General features: G+C 70.7%; 13 protein-coding genes and 1 pseudogene. 2 read left to right on the top strand and 12 right to left on the bottom strand.

What is annotated here, in order from left to right:
- Positions 1-69 precede the first annotated feature (69 nt).
- Positions 70-984, top strand: coding sequence for a helix-turn-helix domain-containing protein (locus ACFY04_RS41270; protein ID WP_389125863.1), 915 nt, complete (start codon positions 70-72; stop codon positions 982-984).
- Between the two features lie 9 nt (positions 985-993).
- Here the strand turns inward: ACFY04_RS41270 and ACFY04_RS41265 are convergent, their stop codons facing one another.
- The 11 genes from ACFY04_RS41265 to ACFY04_RS41215 form a co-directional block, all read right to left on the bottom strand.
- On the bottom strand, positions 994-2,217 hold the full coding sequence (locus tag ACFY04_RS41265) for an acyltransferase family protein (protein WP_389125860.1): 1,224 nt from the start codon (positions 2,215-2,217) through the stop codon (positions 994-996).
- Between the two features lie 123 nt (positions 2,218-2,340).
- Positions 2,341-3,594, bottom strand: a complete 1,254-nt coding sequence (locus tag ACFY04_RS41260; RefSeq protein ID WP_389125857.1) for an FG-GAP repeat domain-containing protein — start codon at positions 3,592-3,594, stop codon at positions 2,341-2,343.
- On the bottom strand, positions 3,591-4,373 hold the full coding sequence (locus ACFY04_RS41255) for a hypothetical protein (RefSeq protein ID WP_389125855.1): 783 nt from the start codon (positions 4,371-4,373) through the stop codon (positions 3,591-3,593). Before ACFY04_RS41255 ends, ACFY04_RS41260 begins: the two co-directional genes overlap by 4 nt.
- 24 nt (positions 4,374-4,397) lie before the next feature.
- A complete protein-coding gene (wecB, locus tag ACFY04_RS41250; RefSeq protein WP_389125852.1) occupies positions 4,398-5,594 on the bottom strand; it encodes a non-hydrolyzing UDP-N-acetylglucosamine 2-epimerase in 1,197 nt (398 codons plus the stop codon).
- A 291-nt stretch (positions 5,595-5,885) separates the two neighbouring features.
- Complete coding sequence (locus tag ACFY04_RS41245; RefSeq protein WP_389125849.1) at positions 5,886-7,574, bottom strand: FAD-dependent oxidoreductase; 1,689 nt, start codon at positions 7,572-7,574, stop codon at positions 5,886-5,888.
- 6 nt (positions 7,575-7,580) lie between these two features.
- Entirely contained in the window at positions 7,581-8,858 is a 1,278-nt protein-coding gene (locus ACFY04_RS41240) for an MFS transporter (RefSeq protein ID WP_389125846.1), read from the bottom strand.
- An 8-nt stretch (positions 8,859-8,866) separates the two neighbouring features.
- Complete coding sequence (locus tag ACFY04_RS41235) at positions 8,867-9,652, bottom strand: SDR family NAD(P)-dependent oxidoreductase (protein WP_389125844.1); 786 nt, start codon at positions 9,650-9,652, stop codon at positions 8,867-8,869.
- Positions 9,653-9,774: 122 nt separating this feature from the next.
- Positions 9,775-11,217, bottom strand: a complete 1,443-nt coding sequence (locus ACFY04_RS41230) for an MFS transporter (protein ID WP_389125842.1) — start codon at positions 11,215-11,217, stop codon at positions 9,775-9,777.
- Positions 11,218-11,287: 70 nt separating this feature from the next.
- Positions 11,288-12,259 carry a ParB/RepB/Spo0J family partition protein gene (locus ACFY04_RS41225; RefSeq protein ID WP_389125840.1) on the bottom strand — a complete coding sequence of 324 codons (972 nt, stop codon included), beginning with the start codon at positions 12,257-12,259 and terminating at the stop codon, positions 11,288-11,290.
- 200 nt (positions 12,260-12,459) lie between these two features.
- Positions 12,460-13,365, bottom strand: coding sequence for a UTP--glucose-1-phosphate uridylyltransferase GalU (gene galU, locus ACFY04_RS41220; RefSeq protein ID WP_389125837.1), 906 nt, complete (start codon positions 13,363-13,365; stop codon positions 12,460-12,462).
- 57 nt (positions 13,366-13,422) lie between these two features.
- Positions 13,423-14,061: a TetR family transcriptional regulator gene (locus tag ACFY04_RS41215; RefSeq protein WP_389125834.1), complete on the bottom strand. Its 639-nt coding sequence runs from the start codon at positions 14,059-14,061 to the stop codon at positions 13,423-13,425.
- 282 nt (positions 14,062-14,343) lie between these two features.
- Between ACFY04_RS41215 and ACFY04_RS41210 the strand changes: the two genes are divergently transcribed.
- Positions 14,344-15,546, top strand: a complete 1,203-nt coding sequence (locus ACFY04_RS41210; protein ID WP_389125832.1) for an IS701 family transposase — start codon at positions 14,344-14,346, stop codon at positions 15,544-15,546.
- A 171-nt stretch (positions 15,547-15,717) separates the two neighbouring features.
- Here the strand turns inward: ACFY04_RS41210 and manB are convergent.
- Positions 15,718-16,140, bottom strand: a pseudogene (manB, locus tag ACFY04_RS41205) (phosphomannomutase/phosphoglucomutase); the annotation flags it as partial.

Below are 16,140 nucleotides of genomic sequence, written 5' to 3'. Positions count from 1 at the left end.
GCAAGCTAGCACTCCCAGGGCCACCTTCACGGGCAGCGTTCGGCGCCCTCCCCCGGCACACTGGAACGCATGGACACACCGACTGCCCTGGGCGAGTTCCTCCGCACTCGTCGCGCCCAGCTCCAGCCCGAGGACGTCGGGCTCCCCTCCCACGGCACCCGCCGGCGCGTGCCCGGGCTGCGGCGTGAGGAGCTCGCCCTCCTGGCCGGCGTGAGCATCACGTACTACACGCACCTGGAGCAGGGGCAGAGCACGAACGCCTCGGACAGCGTCCTCGACGCCCTGGCCCGCGCCCTGCGCCTGACCCCGGACGAGCACGCGCATCTGCTGAACCTCGCCCGGCCGCCGCGCGCCAAGCGGGCCCAGTCGCCGCGTCCCGAGTACGTCCGTGACACCACGCGCCGCCTGATCACCGCGATGCCCCACGTCCCGGCGGTCGTCCTGGACGGCCGCAACAACGTGCTCGCCTGGAATCCGCTGGGGCACGCCCTGCTCGCGGGGCACGTCGACATCGCGAGCCCCGACGACCCGGCCGTACGCCCGAACCTCACGCGGATGCTGTTCCTGGACCCGCACACCCGGGAGCTCTACACGGAGTGGAAGAGCGAGGCCCGGGTCGCCCTGGCAGCCCTGCGCCTGGTCGCCGGGCGCAATCCGGAGGACCGCGCGCTCGCCGAGCTCATCGGGTCGCTCATGCTGCAGAGCCCCGACTTCGCCTCGCTGTGGTCGAAGCACCCCGTACGGGACTGCACGGTCGGCACCAAGACCCTGCACCACCCGGTCGTGGGCCCGCTGACCCTCGATTTCGAGAACCTGCACCTCACCGACGGCACCAACCACCGGATGCTGCTCTACAGCGCCCCCGCGTCCTCCCCCTCCGACGCCGCCCTGCGCATGCTCTCCAGCCTGACCGCCGGTCCTGCGGCGGGGTACGACAGGCCGAAGCCCGCGTCGGCGGATGCCGACGCGGGCGGGGAGCGGTAGGGCCGCGGGTCAGTCCCGGGCGGCCGCGGTGACCGGGGTCCGGTCACCGGAAGGCTCGCGGGCCGGGGCGGGTGCCGGAACGGACGGCGTACGGGGCCTGGCGCGGCCGAAGCGGCGCATGGCGGGCATCTCGACGAAGCGGAACAGGAGCCAGCCGCCCAGCAGCGAGGCGGCGAAGAAGCCGGCGATCACCAACAGGCCGACGGGGACGCCGTAGGTGTGCTCGCCGAGCAGCGAGCGCAGGTAGAAGATCGTGACGCCCTGGACGAGGTAGAAGCCGAAGGACACCTCGCCCAGCCACACCATGGGCCGGCTGCGCAGGAAGGTGGCCCGGGAGTCCACGTCGGCCTGTGCGGTGGCCCCGATGAGCGCGGCGACCGGGACGATCGTCGCGACGACGAACCCGTACTGGAACGGGGCGACGAGCGCGGCGGCGTACCCGAGGACCGTGAGCACGAGGGAGACGCCGAAGCCGACGCGGCGCGGCCACAGTCCCGCGAGGACGATCCGGGCGAGCAGGATGCCGAGGACGAACTCGAAGAGGCGGCCGGCCGGGAGCAGGTAGCCGAACCAGAACTGCATCCCGGAGATCGGCGTGATGGTGGACTTCGGGGTGTCGGGGACGAAGTAGGTGGCGATCAGCTGGAGGGCGACCATCCCGGCGATCATCGCGGCGCTCCAGCCCCACAGGGCGGTCCGGCCGCGGAGCTTGCGGATCGGAACGATGAGCGCCGGGAAGAGCATGTAGAAGAGCAGCTCGCTGCCGAGGGACCAGCTGGGCGGGTTGACGCTGAGGTTGACGGTGGGCTGCGGCCACCAGGTGTGGATGAGGAAGAGGTTCGGGAGCCAGTCGGCGACGCCGGTGACGGCCGAGCCGGCGAAGAGGATCATCGCGGCGGCGAAGACGACGAGGTGGTTGGGGAAGATCTTCAGCAGCCGGCGCCGGAGGAAGGCGGTGACGCGCTCGCCGGGCTTGGCGGCCCAGGCGAGGACGAAGCCCGAGAGGACGAAGAAGAAGGAGACTCCGAGGTATCCGGCCTTGCCGAAGGCGGTGGAGAACCCGTCCGCGATGCCGGCGTCGGCGAAGGGGTTGACGGGCGCGTTCGGCGGGATCGGGGAGTCGGTCAGGGACGAGTGGAAGAAGAAGACGGAGAGTGCGGCGAAGAACCGCAGGCCGGTCAGTGAGGGCAGCTTCGCCCGCTTCGCGGCGTCGGGGGACGTCGTGGAGGCCACAGGGAATCGCTCTTTCGGAAGGGGGTTCGTCGGGAACAGCCCGGGACCGTGCTCCGCCGTGCGGTGCGCGGTCCCGGTGGCGCGAAGGGGCGTACGGGACTGCCCGGTGGGGCGGGGCGGCGGCTACTGGTCGATCTCGTTGCGGTAGACCATGAGCTTGGCGTCCTTGGCCACGTAGTAGTTCTGGACGGAGTACGCGATGGTGGCGAAGTCGAGGCGGCCGTCCCCGTTGAAGTCGGCCGTGGCGATGCGGGCGACGGACTCCTCGGAGACCCGCCACTTCGCCCAGACGCCGTTGGCCGCGTCGATCGCCTTGTAGTACATGACGCCCTGCCAGGGCCACGGTCCGCGCAGGGCCACGAGGAACTCCTCGTCGCCGTCGCCGTCGAAGTCGGCGCAGACGATCTGGTGGCCGGGGCCCTCACCGTTCTCGTTGGGGTCGCCGTACACGTCGAGCAGGACGCGGTTCCAGCCGTCGCCGCCCTCGTCCTTCGTGTAAACGGCCACGGTGTTGCCGTGGAAGGGCTCGATGGCGGCGACGTACGCCATGGGGTCGTCGCCGAGCCGGCCGGCGTTGAGGTCGCCGCTGCCGCGGAAGCCGGTCTGCTCGAACTGGGTGAGCTCGCCCGTGCCGATCAGCTCGCGGACCCACTCCTGGCGGGCTTCGTCGAACCAGAGCCAGGTGACGCCCTCGTCGGAGGCCAGCAGCAGGGATTCGAGGTCGGAGCCGGGGACCAGGCCCTGCTTCTTCTCGGCGCCGTGGATCATCCGGAAGTGGCTGTCGTCGATGACGGTCATCGGCCACTCCTCCGCCGTGTGCACGTCGTCGGGCTGGGTGAACAGCACGACGGGCAGTACGGCGTGGACGTCCTCCTTGGCGACGATCGGGAGGCCGATGATCTGGAGCCGGTCGGTGCGGGTGAAGTGTCCGGCGCGCAGGCGGTGCATGCCGGTGGCGCGGCCGACGTAGTGCCGCTTCCAGCGGGACTCGTCCTTGTCGGGGGTGCCCGGGTTCTCCAGCCAGTCGATCTTGCCGCCTTCGGTGTTGGCGTCGTGGATCGTGCCGATCGGGCCGTAGAGGTCGTAGCAGACGATGACGTCGGGGTGGCCGTTGCCGCTGACGTCGGCGAAGTCGGCGCCGACGGGCATCTTGATGCGGTCGGCTATCAGCCGGCGGGTCCAGTCGCCGTCGTTGGCGTACCAGTAGATCTCGCCGAGCCGCAGCCCGTAGCCGAACAGGTCGGGCCTGCCGTCGCCGTCGATGTCGGGCGCCTCCAGCCAGTAGCCGTCGCGGAGCTGGTCGGCGACGACCTCGGCGGTGAACTTCGGGGCGCGCAGGACGGTCTCGGGGTTCTTGCCGGTGCCGGTGGCGGTCATGAGTGGTTCTCCAGGAAGGTGAGGGCGGTCGCGGGGCGGAGGGTGCGCAGCGCACGGGGTACGGGGTGGTACTCGATGGCGAGCCAGATGCAGTCGGTGTCGGCCCGGTACTGGTGCCAGGGGTAGTGGTAGGTGCACTGCGGGCCGGTGGCGCAGAACGGGTCCGGGGTGGTGTAGCCGGGGCTCATCAGGACGTCCTGGTAGAGCGAGGCGTGGTCCCGGTCGCGGAAGCGCTGCATCCGGCCCAGGCCGTGGACCTGGGTGTGGACCTCGATGAAGTCGTGCTGGTTGTGGACGGCGCAGTCGGTTCCGGCGGGTGAGAACCAGAGGTTGGCGCGGACGTTGAACTCGCGCAGGTCCAGGGAGGTCTCGCGCTCGCCGAGTACGTGGGCCGGGTCGAACAGGACGGTGTTGATGTCGTCCTGGGGGCTGCGGTAGAGGGCGGTCTCGCGGGGGAACTCGCCGGGGCCGAGGAGGTCGGCGAGGTGGGACCAGCCGGGTTCCGCGGTGATGCCGGTGATGTCGGTGCCGTCGGGGGCGGTGCGCAGGAGGAGGAGCGCGTCGGCCTTCTCGATGCGGGTGTCGGCGAGGACGGTCGAGGAGAGCGGGGGGATGGTCTTGCGCGGTTCCTCCGCGATGGTCACGGGCGTCACACCGGGGTTGACGACGATGGTGCGGCCTTCGACGGTGTAGTCCACGGCGTCGCGGACGAGCGCGGCCCTCAGGTACGGGGTGCTGAAGTTCAGCGGGCGTTCGGCGGCGGACGGGGTGGCGCTCATGCGGTGGCTTCCTCTCTCCGGGGTTCAGGTGCGGGCGAAGTCGGCCGTACGGGCGAGCTCGACGCTGAGCTCGTCGACGGTGCTGTCGGGGACGAAGGGCTCGGGCGCGGGTCCCAGGCCGAAGAAGTGGGCGAGGGCGGCGACCGTGCGGGTGGTGGCCTGTCCGTCGCCGTACGGGTTGGCGGCGGTGGCCATCCGGTCGTACTCGGCGCGGTCGCGCAGCAGGGCCAGGGTGCGGGTGACGATGCCCTCGGTGGCCGTTCCGACCAGGCAGGCGGTGCCGGCGACGATGGCCTCGGACCGCTCGGTGACGTCGCCGAGGACCAGCGTGGGCTTGCCGAGCGCGGGCCCTTCCTCCTGGCTGCCGCTGCTGTCCGAGACGATGACGTCGGCGCGGCCCATGAGCTTGCAGAAGCTGAGGTAGGGCAGCGGGTCGACGACGGTGATGCTCGGGTGGCCGCCGATGTGCGGGAGGAGCGCCTCGCGGACGACGGGGTTGCGGTGCAGCGGGACGACGACGCGCACCCCGGGCTCGTCGGCGATGCGGGCCAGGGCCCGGCCGATCTGCGGCAGGTGCGGCCACGCCTCGCGGCGGTGCGCGGAGGCCAGGACGATCCGGCGCGGGTCGCGGTCGAGGTCGTCCAGGGCCGGGTCGCCGTAACTCTCGGCGCGGCCGCTGGCCCAGCGCAGGGCGTCGATGACGGTGTTGCCGGTGACGGTGATCGTGTCGGCGGCGATGCCCTCGCGCAGCAGGTTCGCCAGGTTGCCGGGGGTGGGGGCCAGGTGGAGGGCGGCGACCTGCGCGACGAGCCGTCTGTTGCCCTCCTCGGGGAAGGGCGAGCCGAGCCGGCCGCTGCGCAGTCCGGCCTCGACGTGGACGACGGGGATCCGCTGGTGGAATCCGGCCAGGGCTCCGGTGAGGGTGGTGGCGGTGTCGCCGTGGACCAGGACCGCGTCGGCGGGCGCGGTGGCGAAGTAGTCCTCCAGGCCGCGCAGCGAGCGGTAGGTGACCTGGGAGAGGGTCTGCTTGGGGGCCATCACTTTCAGGTCGACGTCGGCGGTGAGGCCGAAGGCGTCGAGGGTCTCGTCCAGCATCTGGCGGTGCTGCCCGGTGGAGATCACGACGGGCTCGAAGCGCGGGTCGTCCTGGAGGGCGCGGATGACGGGCGCGAACTTGATGGCTTCCGGCCGGGTGCCGAGGACTACGGCGACGGAACGCATGGCTTCCTCTACTTTCTGACGCGTTGGGAATCGAGCCGGGGCGGGGCGTGCGAGGGCGCGGCACGGCGATGTGCCGCGGGCCTGTCGAGAGGTGGTGGCCAGGGGATCGGATCTCACTGCGAGGGGCTTTTCAGCTGCCCTCTTCCGGCCAGGACACAGCTTTCCCGGAGCTGGCCGGGGAGTCAACGAACGCCCGCGGCCACTCGAACGGCTGGACGGGAACGGCAGAAGCCCCGCACTCCGGAGACCGGAGTACGGGGCTTCTGACCAGGGGTTACGGGTGGGACGGGGTCAGCCTCGGGCAGGCTTGATCGACATGGAGTGGCGGAAGAAGTCGGAGGGGTCGTACTTCCTCTTCACCTGCTGCAGGCGCGGGTAGTTGTCCTTGTAGTAGAGCGTCTGCCAGGGCACACCGGACCTGTTGCGGCTCGGGTCGGTGATGTCGCGGTCGGGGTAGTTGATGTAGCAGCCGTCGGTGCTGTCGTCGATCAGCGGTACGCCACCGGTCGCCGAGAAGAAGTCCTCGTACAGGTCGCGCAGCCAGCCCAGGTGGTACGCGTCCTCGCCCTCGTCCTGCCAGAACGTCTGGAAGCACATCTTGAAGATGGACGAGCGCTGCGCGTTCGCCGTCGCGTCGGGTGCCATGGCGTTGACCTGCCCGCCGAAGGAGAAGAGCACCAGCATGGTGTCCGGGTTCTTGAAGTCCGGCCGGCTCATGTACTGGTAGAGCGCGGAGATCTGATGGTCGGTGAAGTTCTTGCGCATGTACGCGGACTTGTGCGCGCCGCGTGAGGTGGGGTTGGTGATGACGGGGTTGTTGGTGCCGACCAGTCTGGTCGCCTGGAGCCAGGGCAGGGTCCTGGGCTCCGCGAACTGCGGCATGGCGGGCAGCTCACCGGTGGGGCGGGTGAGTGCCTTGGGGGTGACTCCCGTACCGGCCGTGATGGCCGCCAGGTAGTCGTCGAGCAGTTTTCTCGCGTTCGGCACCGTCGCGTCGACCTGGGTGAACATGCCCAGGCTGCCGTGCGCCTTGGAGCTGACGTTGAACAGGCTGGAGAGGTTGCGGTACGGGGAGTCGGGCGCGCTGTTGGCGGCGTGCCAGGCGCCGAAGTTCTTCAGGAGCCGGGTGAACTTCGCCTCCGTCAACTGCTCCCAGGGGAAGTCGACGGCGCTCACCAGGACCTTCGACGGCGGGGATATCAGCTGTTCGGAGGGCTCGGAGCCCTTCGCGCCCGGGGAGCGGAACCAGTAGCGGGTCACCAGGCCGAAGTTGCCGCCGCCCCCGCCGGTGTGCGCCCACCACAGGTCCCGGTTCGGGTCGTTCTTCTCCCGGGTGGCCACGACGGTGCGTACGCCGCCCTTCCCGTCCGTCACCACGACCTCCACGGCGTAGAGGTGGTCGACGACCAGGCCGTGGGCCCGGGAGAGCAGGCCGTAGCCGCCGCCGGCTATGTGCCCGCCGGCTCCGACGCTGTAGCAGATGCCGCCGGGGATGGTGACGCCCCAGCCCTTGTAGAGGGCCTCGTACACGTTGATCAGGCGGGCGCCCGCCTCGACGACGAACGCGCGGAACTTCGGGTCGTAGCCGACGTGGGTCATCTCCGAGAAGTCGATGATGACCTGGGTGCCGGAGTGGGCGGCGAAGTCGGCGAAGCAGTGGCCGCCGCTGCGCACCGAGACCCGCTTGCCCGCCCGTACCGCGTCTCTCAGCGCGCGTTCGGCGTCCGCGGTCGAGCGGACCATCTTGATGTAGTCCGGGCGGGCCACGAAGCGCTGGTTGTTGCCGGTGGTGAGCATTTCGTAGCGCGGATCCCCCGGCCTGACGACGGATCCGGTCCCGGCGGCCGCGGCGCGGGCCGCGTCGCCGGAGGCGCTCGGGGCGGCTGCCGCCACGGGGCCGGACAGGGCGCCGGCCACCGCCGCGCCTCCGACGACGGCCGCGCTGCGGGTGAGCATGGTCCGGCGATCGACACGGTTCATGTGCGTCTACCTCGACTTCTGTTCGACGATGGACTGGGTGCCGTACCCGGCACCTGGTGCGTTCGTGAGTGGTGCGGTGGGGAGCTCGGCGCCGGGCTGCGGGTGCGGCCCGCGGCTGCCGTGGCTCTCGCCGCTGCCTTGGCTGCGGCGGTCCAGTCGGCCGGAGAGCGCCGCGGTGCCCAGACCGGCCGCGGCCAGTCCGGCACCGATCCAGGTCGGCGAGGTCCACCCGAGGCCGTGGGCTACGGCGAGGCCGCCGAGCCAGGCCCCGAGGGCGTTACCGAGGTTGAAGGCCGCGATGTTCGCCGCGGAGGCGAGGGCCGGGGCCCCGGAGGCCTGCTGCATCACACGTGCCTGCAGCGGCGGCACCGTCGCGAATCCGATCGCCCCGAAGGCGGCCAGGGTGATCGCGGCGGGCACGGCGGCGTGCGAGGTGAAGGTGAAGACCACCAGTACCAGGCAGAGGCCGCCGAGGATGAGGTACAGGCTGGGCATCAGGGCCCGGTCGGCGGCCCGGCCGCCGAGTACGTTGCCCACGCACAGCCCGACACCGAAGAGGACGAGGAGCCAGGCGACCGCGCCGTCGGAGAAGCCGGCCAGTTCCGTCATCATCGGCGCGAGGTAGGTGAAGGAGGCGAAGACCCCGCCGAAACCGAGGACCGTGGTCGTCAGCGCCAGCCACACCTGGGGCTTGCGGAAGACGGCGAGTTCACCGCGCAGGGCTCCGCGTTCCGGCGCGGGCTGGGCCGGCACCAGGGCGATCAGACCGAGCAGTCCGACGATCCCGATGCCGGTGACCGCCCAGAAGGTCGAACGCCAGCCGAACTCCTGGCCCAGGAAGGTGCCCAGCGGTACGCCGAGCACATTGGCCAGGGTGAGGCCGGTGAACATCAGGGCGATGGCGCTGGCCCGCCGGTCGGGGGCCACCAGGTCGGCGGCGACGACGGAGCCGATCCCGAAGAACGCGCCGTGCGTGAGGGCGGCGATCAGCCGCCCGCCCATGAGGGCGGTGTAGTCGCCGGCCAGGGCGCAGAGCAGGTTGCCGGCGATGAAGATGGCCATGAGGACGACGAGCATGGTCTTGCGCGGCAGCCGGGCACCGGCCGCGGTCATCAGCGGTGCGCCGACGACCACGCCGAGGGCGTAGCCGGTGACCAGCATGCCGGCGGAGGGGATGGAGACGGACAGGTCGTCGGCGACTTCGGGGAGCAGACCGACGATGACGAACTCGGTCGTCCCGATGCCGAAGGCACCTATGGCGAGGGCGAGGAGGGAAGCGCGCATCGGCCCGGTCAGACCTGTCGCAGTGCGCCGCCGTCGACGCTCCACTCGGCGCCGGTGACCTGCCCCGCGAGGGGCGAGAGCAGGTACGCGATGACGCCGGCGACATCGTCGGGGCTGCCGATGCGGCCGCTGGGGAGTCGGCGTACCTCGCGGATGAAGTGGTCGACGGCCTCGTCGGCCGGGAGGCCAAACCGCTCGCCGAGCTGCTCGGCGAACCCGCCGGGAGCGTCGAAGAGCGCGGTCCGGGTGGGCCCGGGTGAGACCACGTTGGAGCGCACGCCGCGCACGCCGAACTCCGCGGCGAGGGACTTGGAGAGGGAGAGCAGCGCCGTCTTGGTGGCGGCGTAGTCGACGATTCCCGGGTCGGGGAAGCGGGCGGCCTCGCTCGCGATGTGTACGACGGCGCCCGCTCCGGTGTCCAGGAGCGCGGGGAGGGCTGCGCGGGTCATGCGGACCGCGGAGTGGAAGTTGACCTCGAAGGTGCTCTTCCACTGCTCGTCGGTCACGTCGAGGAAGCCGGTACGGGACTCCAGCGCGCCGACGTTGTTGACGAGGCCGTCGAGCCGGCCGTGGCGTTCGATGACCGTGCCGGCCACGTGGCGTGCGGCGTCGGGGTCGGTGAGGTCGGCGGCAACGGTACTCACCCGGTCGCCGAGGGCTTCGGTGTTCCAGGGCTTGCGGGCGACACCGACGACGGTGGCGCCCTCGGTGGCCAGGAGGCGGACGGTTGCCTCGCCGATTCCGGACGACGCACCGGTCACGAGGTACACGCGGTCTTCGATACGGAGGTCCATCACGTTCCTTGAGAAGAGGAGACCAGAGGGGAGGCGGCCCCGGCACGGCCGGGGGAGGGCGTGCCGGGGCCCGCCTCCTGGGGGGATCCTGAGGGGTTTTCCGGGGGCCTGAGACGGGAGGCTCAGGCGGAGGTGAGATCCTTTGCCGCCCGGTTCCGGAGGAAGAGGGCGGTGGTGAGGGTGCCGAGGACGACGATGGCGGTGTTGACGACCACCGCGGTCGTGATCCCCGCGTGGATGTCCGTGTTGGCCGCGGCGATCGCCGACATGATCGGCGTGCCCATCGTGATACCGACCTGCTGCGTCATCGTCGCCAGACCCGTCGCCATACCCTGCTCGTGATCCGGCAGTCCGGTGGTGGCGGTGACCATGAACCCGACGATCACCAGCATGTTGCCGATACCGCCGGCGAACGTCGCGATCAGCAGCAGCCACATGCTGGAGGAGGTCTCACCCAGCGCGATCAGACTCAGCGTCGCCACCGCCTGGAGGAGACCACCCACGATCAGCGTGGTGCGGGTGCTCGTCGCCCCGATCACCCGCGGTGCGATCGAACCGCCGATCACCGTGCCGATACCCAGCACACCGAACGACAGGCCCGCCGTCAGCGGCGAGAAGTCCAGCACCTCCTGCAGGTAGAGCGTCATCAGGAAGACCAGACTCGTCTCCGTCAGGAACGCGACCAGACCCGCGATATTGCCCCACGCCACCGTCTTCTTCTTCAGCACCGACACCGGCACCAACGGAGCGGAACTCTTCGACTCGATCGCATAGAACACCACCAGCAGGACCACACCCGCCGCCAGCCAGCCCAGCGCACTACCGGAACCCCAGCCGTGCTCACCCGCCTGCGTCAACCCGTAGATCAGCGCAAGCAGACCCAGCGTCACCGCCGTCGCGCCCGGCAGGTCCAGCCTCGGACGCACCAACGGACGCGACTCCTTGATCACCGCAGGAGCGATGAACAACACCGCCAACGCCACCGGCACATTGATGAAGAACGCCCACCGCCACGACAACAGATCCGTCAGGACACCGCCCAGGATCGCGCCCGTCGTGAACCCCGCAGACATCAACGCACCATTCAGACCCAGCGCCTTCTGACGCAACGGCCCCTCCGGGAACGAAGTCGTCAGCAAAGACAGACCCGCCGGAGTCACCGCCGCCGTCGCAAGACCCTGGAACACACGCGCCACCAGCAGCATCTCCGGACTGTTCGCCAGACCACCCGCCAACGACGACAGACCCAGCACCGCCAGACCCACCAGGAACAACCGCCGCCGCCCGAACAGGTCAGCAACCCGACCGAACAACAGAGTGAACCCCGCAGCACACAACGCGAACGACGTCGCGATCCACTGCAGATTCGACAACGAGAAACCGAGCCCGTCACCGATCACCGGCAACGCCACATTCAAAATCGAGAAATCAACCGCCAGCATGAACTGCGCCACCAGCAGCACCACCAGCACCAACCTGAGACGCCCATCCAGACGAACGGGCCCCTCGGCTCCTCCCCCCTCCCCTGAACCCGCGTCAACACGCGCTCCCTCGACAACCGACATCGCCATACATCCTTTCGATCACAACTGAGGCCTTCCGACTCGAAGGCCGGTACTCGCCGGGGAAGCCGGCTCAGGCAGGGGTTTGCGCCGAGGCGCGGCGCCGGAGTTCTTCGGACAGTTCCTGCCAGTCCCGTGCGCACTGGGCGGCCGCGGCGGCCGCCGTCTCCACGCGGTACGGGGGTATTGCGGCGACGATCCGCTCCCACTGGCGCAGTCCGCTCACCTGGAGGTCGAGCATGCGGAGCAGGAGCCTGCCCGCATCGCTCAGCCTGAGCAGAGGGTCCTTGCACAGGCTGGTGACCAGTGCGGGCAGTGGCTGCCCCCGGACCCGGGCGGGGACCGGAGGCGGTGCGGGGGCCGGGGTGTTGCCGGAGCGCCGCTGGGCGGCCGGTACGGGGTCCGCGCCCGCTCCGATGCGGCGCCGTACGTCCCGCACGGTCGAGGGCGCGATGCCCGCCTCCCGCGCGATCTGCCGCAGCGACGCGGTGGGACGGCCGGCCAGCAGCCGGGCCGCGGCCTCCCGGCCGCGGACCGGGTCGGCCGGCCGGACGCGGCCGTCCTGGCCGACGCGGCCCGGTGGGGCGGGCCCCGGAGTCTCGCGGCGTCGTAGTGCCCCGACGGTCTTGCCCGCCAGCCCGGTCCGCCGCGCGATACCGCGGTCGGACCAGTCGGGGTGGGACCGCAGGATCCGTAGTGCCGCGGCGGTCCGTTCCGCGTGGGTCAGCGGGAGCCCGTGACTGATGTTGGCCTCGACCGAGAGCACGAACGCGTCCTCGGCGCTGCCGTCGAAGTACGTCACTCCCACCGTGTCCTGCCCGCGCAGTACGGCGGCCCGCAACCGGTGCGTGCCGTCGATGATCCGCATGGTGGGGCGGTGCACGAGCAGCGGCGGCAGCGTCCGGCCGGATTGCGCGAGGGCCTGTGCATGGCTCTCGTCCACCTGGACGGTGCGGGGGGAATCCGCGGTGAGCAGTGCGCCGACCGGTACCTCGGACGCGGCGTCGGGGGTTGCCGTCGCGTGCCGCGGGTTCGGCTTGTCCATGAAGTTCACCTCCTTCTCTGCACTCGGTGCTTCGGGCGCCGCTCCGTTCGGCGGGGCGGCCCCAGGGAAGAAATTACGTAATTACCGTTCGGTAACCAATCGGGGAGCCGAACCCCGTTGAGATCTGGGCAAGTTGACGAGGGAGTGCCAGGTGGGGTGGGCGACCGGGGAACTTCCGCGGTCGCCCACCGAGTGGCGGCTCAGACCCCCACGAGCTCTTCCGAACGGACGAACTCCCTTAGCCAGGAGAGGAATTCGGGGCCCAGGTCCGCGCGCTCGCAAGCGAGCCGGACCGTCGCGCGCAGGTACTCGGCGCGGTCCCCGGTGTCGTAGCGCCGGCCGCTGAAGACGACGCCGTGCACGGGGCGTCCGGCCTGGACCAGCGTGCGCAGCGCGTCCGTGAGCTGGATCTCGCCGCCGCGCCCCGGCTCGGTGTTCCGCAGGACCTCGAAGATCTCGGGGTCGAGGAGGTAGCGGCCGATGACGGCCAGGTTGCTGGGCGCGGTACCGGGCTCCGGCTTCTCCACCAGCTCGGTGATGCGGACGCCGTCACCGCCCGCCGACCGCTCCACCGCGGCGCATCCGTACTGGTGGATCGCCTGCGGGTCCACCTCCATGAGGGCCACGACACTGCCGCCGAGCCGTTCCCGCACCTCGGCCATACGGGCGAGCAGGGGATCGCGGGGGTCGATCAGGTCGTCGGCCAGGAGGACGGCGAACGGCTCCCGGCCGACGTGGGGCGCGGCGCACAGGACGGCGTGCCCGAGGCCCTTGGGGTCCCGCTGACGCACGTAGTGGATGTCCGCGAGTTCGGTGGAGGCGCAGACACTCCTGAGTTTGTCCTGATCACCCCGGCGCTGGAGGGCCTCCTCCAGCTCGTAGTTACGGTCGAAGTGGTCCTCCAGCGGCCGCTTGTTGCGTCCGGTGACCATGAGGATGTCGGACATCCCCGCCGCGACGGCCTCTTCCACCACGTACTGGATGGCCGGCTTGTCGACCACCGGAAGCATTTCCTTCGGGGTGGCCTTGGTCAGCGGGAGGAATCGCGTGCCGAGTCCCGCGGCGGGGATCACTGCTTTGGTTATCCGGTGAGGTGTGGAATTCATGCCACCGACGCTAGGGCGAAGCGCGCTCCACTGGCTTGAATTACCCTGCTTTTCTTCCTACTTGGGCAATTCCGGGTCCGGCCGGGCCGCGATGCCCCGCCGGATGAGCCGCCACAGCTCCCTGAGCTCACCGGCCACCGCGCCGGGACGCTCGCCCCGGCCCCGGCGCACCCGGTTGACGACACCGCCCACCAGATGCGCCGTCAGCAGGGTGACCGGGCACGGATCGACCTCGGGGTCCAGCTGGCCCTGCTCGGCGGCCTGTTCGAGCAGCTCCTTGACGTCGGGGAGCCAGCAGCCGCACCAGTCGGGTCCGGCACCCGCCCGCTCCTGGGTGAGCCGCGCCGCGGCGCGCACGGCCGCGTCCGTCTCGATCAGCCGGCCGAGAGCGAGGACGAGCGCGGAGACGGTTTCCAGCGCCGGGCCGCCACGGGCCGTCACCCCCTCGACCACCCTGCGGGTGGCCGCGCGTCCCGAATCCTCGACCGCCGAAGCCAACTCCCCTTTCGCCGCGAAGTGAAAGGTGAGCGCTCCGATCGAAATTCCGGCGGAACGGCTCAGCCGGGAAAGCGAGGTCCCGTCGTACCCATTGCGGTCGAATTCAGCGGCAGCCACCGAGATCAGATGATTACGGGTACGTACGCCGCGCTCTTGCTTCACCACTACGCCATCACTGCCATCCAGGTCGTTCCTCACTCGCCATTGCGCCCCGCAGCACCGCACGGAGATGGCCGCCTCCAGCGTCGCCCCGGCGCCGACCGCCGGCAACGCCGACTTGACGAAGAAGCGCCCATGCCCCGCCTCCCCCGGGGGGGGCGGCTCGGCACGGCTGCGGCACGGGCGCCGCAGGCCTCCGGATCCAACGTGCCGAAGTCGTGGGCGGGGCGCCATAGGTTCGCTAGAAAAAAAACGAACGTTCTGTATTCTATGGCTACTACCGACGGCGCATGCCGACGTCCGCAGTGGAGGGGGAGACAGATGACGACACGGTCGAGGACCAGAGCCCTGGCTGCCGGTGACACCGCCCTGGCCGACTTCACGGAACGCCTCTTCGGTCACTTACCGAGAGCCGACCAGCGGCGCTGGGCCCGGGTCTACCTGCAGGGACTGCTCACCACCCCGGGGAAGAAGTCCGTACGCAGGCTCGCGGCGTCCGTCACCGAGTCGCCCACCGCCTCTCAGTCCCTGCAGCAGTTCATCAACGCGAGTCCCTGGGACTGGAATCCGGCCCGCACCGAACTGCTCCGGTGGGTGGAGGAACGACACCCCGTGGGGGCCTGGACGATCGGACAGGTGTGCTTCCCCAAACGTGGTGAGCACTCGGTCGGCGTGCACCGCCGCTTCGACCCCGTCGCCGGACGCATCGTCAACTGCCAGTTGGGCTTCTGCCTCTTCCTGTCCCTGGAGGGCATGAGCGTGCCCGTCGACTGGCGGCTGGCCCTTCCCGAGGCCTGGGTGGCGGATCCCGTCCTGCGCCGCCGGGCACGCATCTCCCCCGAAGCCGTCCACCAGACCCCGGAGGCCCTCGTACTGGAGCTCGTCGACTCGATCGCCGCCCGCACCTCGTCGGCGCATCCCCCCGTGGTCGCCGACCTGAGCCGCCTCGGCGGCGCCGCCGCCGCGCTGATCGGCGTGCTCAGCCGTCGCGGATACGACTTCCTGGTGTCCGTACCGCCTGCCCTCACGGTCCGCGCCGCCGCCCTGACGCACGGCGTCGATCCCGCGCGCACGCCCGGGCGCGGCGAGACGACCGCGGGCGACGTCACCCGGCTGGGCAACACCAGCCACCCGTACACCGCGCCGCTGGCCGGCCCCGACGCGCGTGCGCGGCGGCAGCGGATCCACTCGGCGCTGGTCAGGGTGCCGGAGGGGGAATCAGCGGGGCGCGGGGCGCAGCAGATCTACCGGCTGTTCGGCGAACGGCCGCCGGGCCGGCGGGGCGCTGGGCCCGTCTGGCTCACCAATATGAACCGCCACCGAATGGACGACCTGCTGCACCTGGTGCGGCGGTCGGCCCGGTCCACCGCGGTGCTCGGCTCACTGGCCGACGAGTTCGGGCTCCTCGACTTCGAGGGGCGCTCCTTCCCGGGCTGGCACCATCACATGACGCTGATGTCGGCGGCGTACGCGTACGCGCATGCGGTGCGGGAGCGCGAGGAGCGCGGACGGCTGTCCGCCTGAGCGGGCGTGGCTCCGGGGGAACCCGGCTCCGCCGGGCACCGGGCTCCGCCCGGACCCGCGCCTCAAACGCCGGCGAGGCTTGATCGGGCGGAGCCAGGCTCCCGGGTTCCGCCGGACCCGCGCCTCAAACGCCGGCGGGGCTTGATCGGGCGGAGCCCGGCTTGATTCGCGTCAGGCGCGGATGAGGGCCAGGGCCTCGTCGCGGATCCTGGCCAGGGTGGCCTCGTCGCGGGCCTCCACGTTCAGCCGGAGCAACGGCTCGGTGTTGGAGGCCCGGACGTTGAACCACCAGTCCTCGGCCGTCACCGTCAGACCGTCCAGCTCGTCCAGGGTGATGCCCTCACGCGCGGCGAAGGTCTCCTTCACCGCCGCCAGGCGGGCCGCCTGGTCACCGACCGTCGAGTTGATCTCCCCCGAGCCCGCGTAACGGTCGTAGGAGGCGACCAGCGCCGACAGCGGACCGTCCTGACCGCCCAGCGCCGCCAGCACATGCAGTGCGGCCAGCATGCCCGTGTCCGCGTTCCAGAAATCCTTGAAGTAGTAGTGCGCCGAGTGCTCACCACCGAAGATCGCACCCGTCTTCGCCATCTCCTC

The sequence above is a fragment of the Streptomyces sp. NPDC001549 genome (assembly GCF_042894025.1).
In the GTDB taxonomy this organism is placed as follows: Bacteria; Actinomycetota; Actinomycetes; order Streptomycetales; family Streptomycetaceae; genus Streptomyces; species Streptomyces kutzneri.
This window is presented reverse-complemented; position numbering and strand designations above follow the sequence as displayed.

Coding starts and splice junctions, on each gene's coding strand:
- ACFY04_RS41270 (WP_389125863.1), top strand. CDS start 70: ATGGACACACCGACTGCCCTGGGCGAGTTCCTCCGCACTCGTCGCGCC.
- ACFY04_RS41260 (WP_389125857.1), bottom strand. CDS start 3,594: ATGACCGCCACCGGCACCGGCAAGAACCCCGAGACCGTCCTGCGCGCC.
- ACFY04_RS41255 (WP_389125855.1), bottom strand. CDS start 4,373: ATGAGCGCCACCCCGTCCGCCGCCGAACGCCCGCTGAACTTCAGCACC.
- wecB (WP_389125852.1), bottom strand. CDS start 5,594: ATGCGTTCCGTCGCCGTAGTCCTCGGCACCCGGCCGGAAGCCATCAAG.
- ACFY04_RS41245 (WP_389125849.1), bottom strand. CDS start 7,574: ATGAACCGTGTCGATCGCCGGACCATGCTCACCCGCAGCGCGGCCGTC.
- ACFY04_RS41240 (WP_389125846.1), bottom strand. CDS start 8,858: ATGCGCGCTTCCCTCCTCGCCCTCGCCATAGGTGCCTTCGGCATCGGG.
- ACFY04_RS41235 (WP_389125844.1), bottom strand. CDS start 9,652: ATGGACCTCCGTATCGAAGACCGCGTGTACCTCGTGACCGGTGCGTCG.
- ACFY04_RS41230 (WP_389125842.1), bottom strand. CDS start 11,217: ATGTCGGTTGTCGAGGGAGCGCGTGTTGACGCGGGTTCAGGGGAGGGG.
- ACFY04_RS41225 (WP_389125840.1), bottom strand. CDS start 12,259: ATGGACAAGCCGAACCCGCGGCACGCGACGGCAACCCCCGACGCCGCG.
- galU (WP_389125837.1), bottom strand. CDS start 13,365: ATGAATTCCACACCTCACCGGATAACCAAAGCAGTGATCCCCGCCGCG.
- ACFY04_RS41210 (WP_389125832.1), top strand. CDS start 14,344: ATGACGACACGGTCGAGGACCAGAGCCCTGGCTGCCGGTGACACCGCC.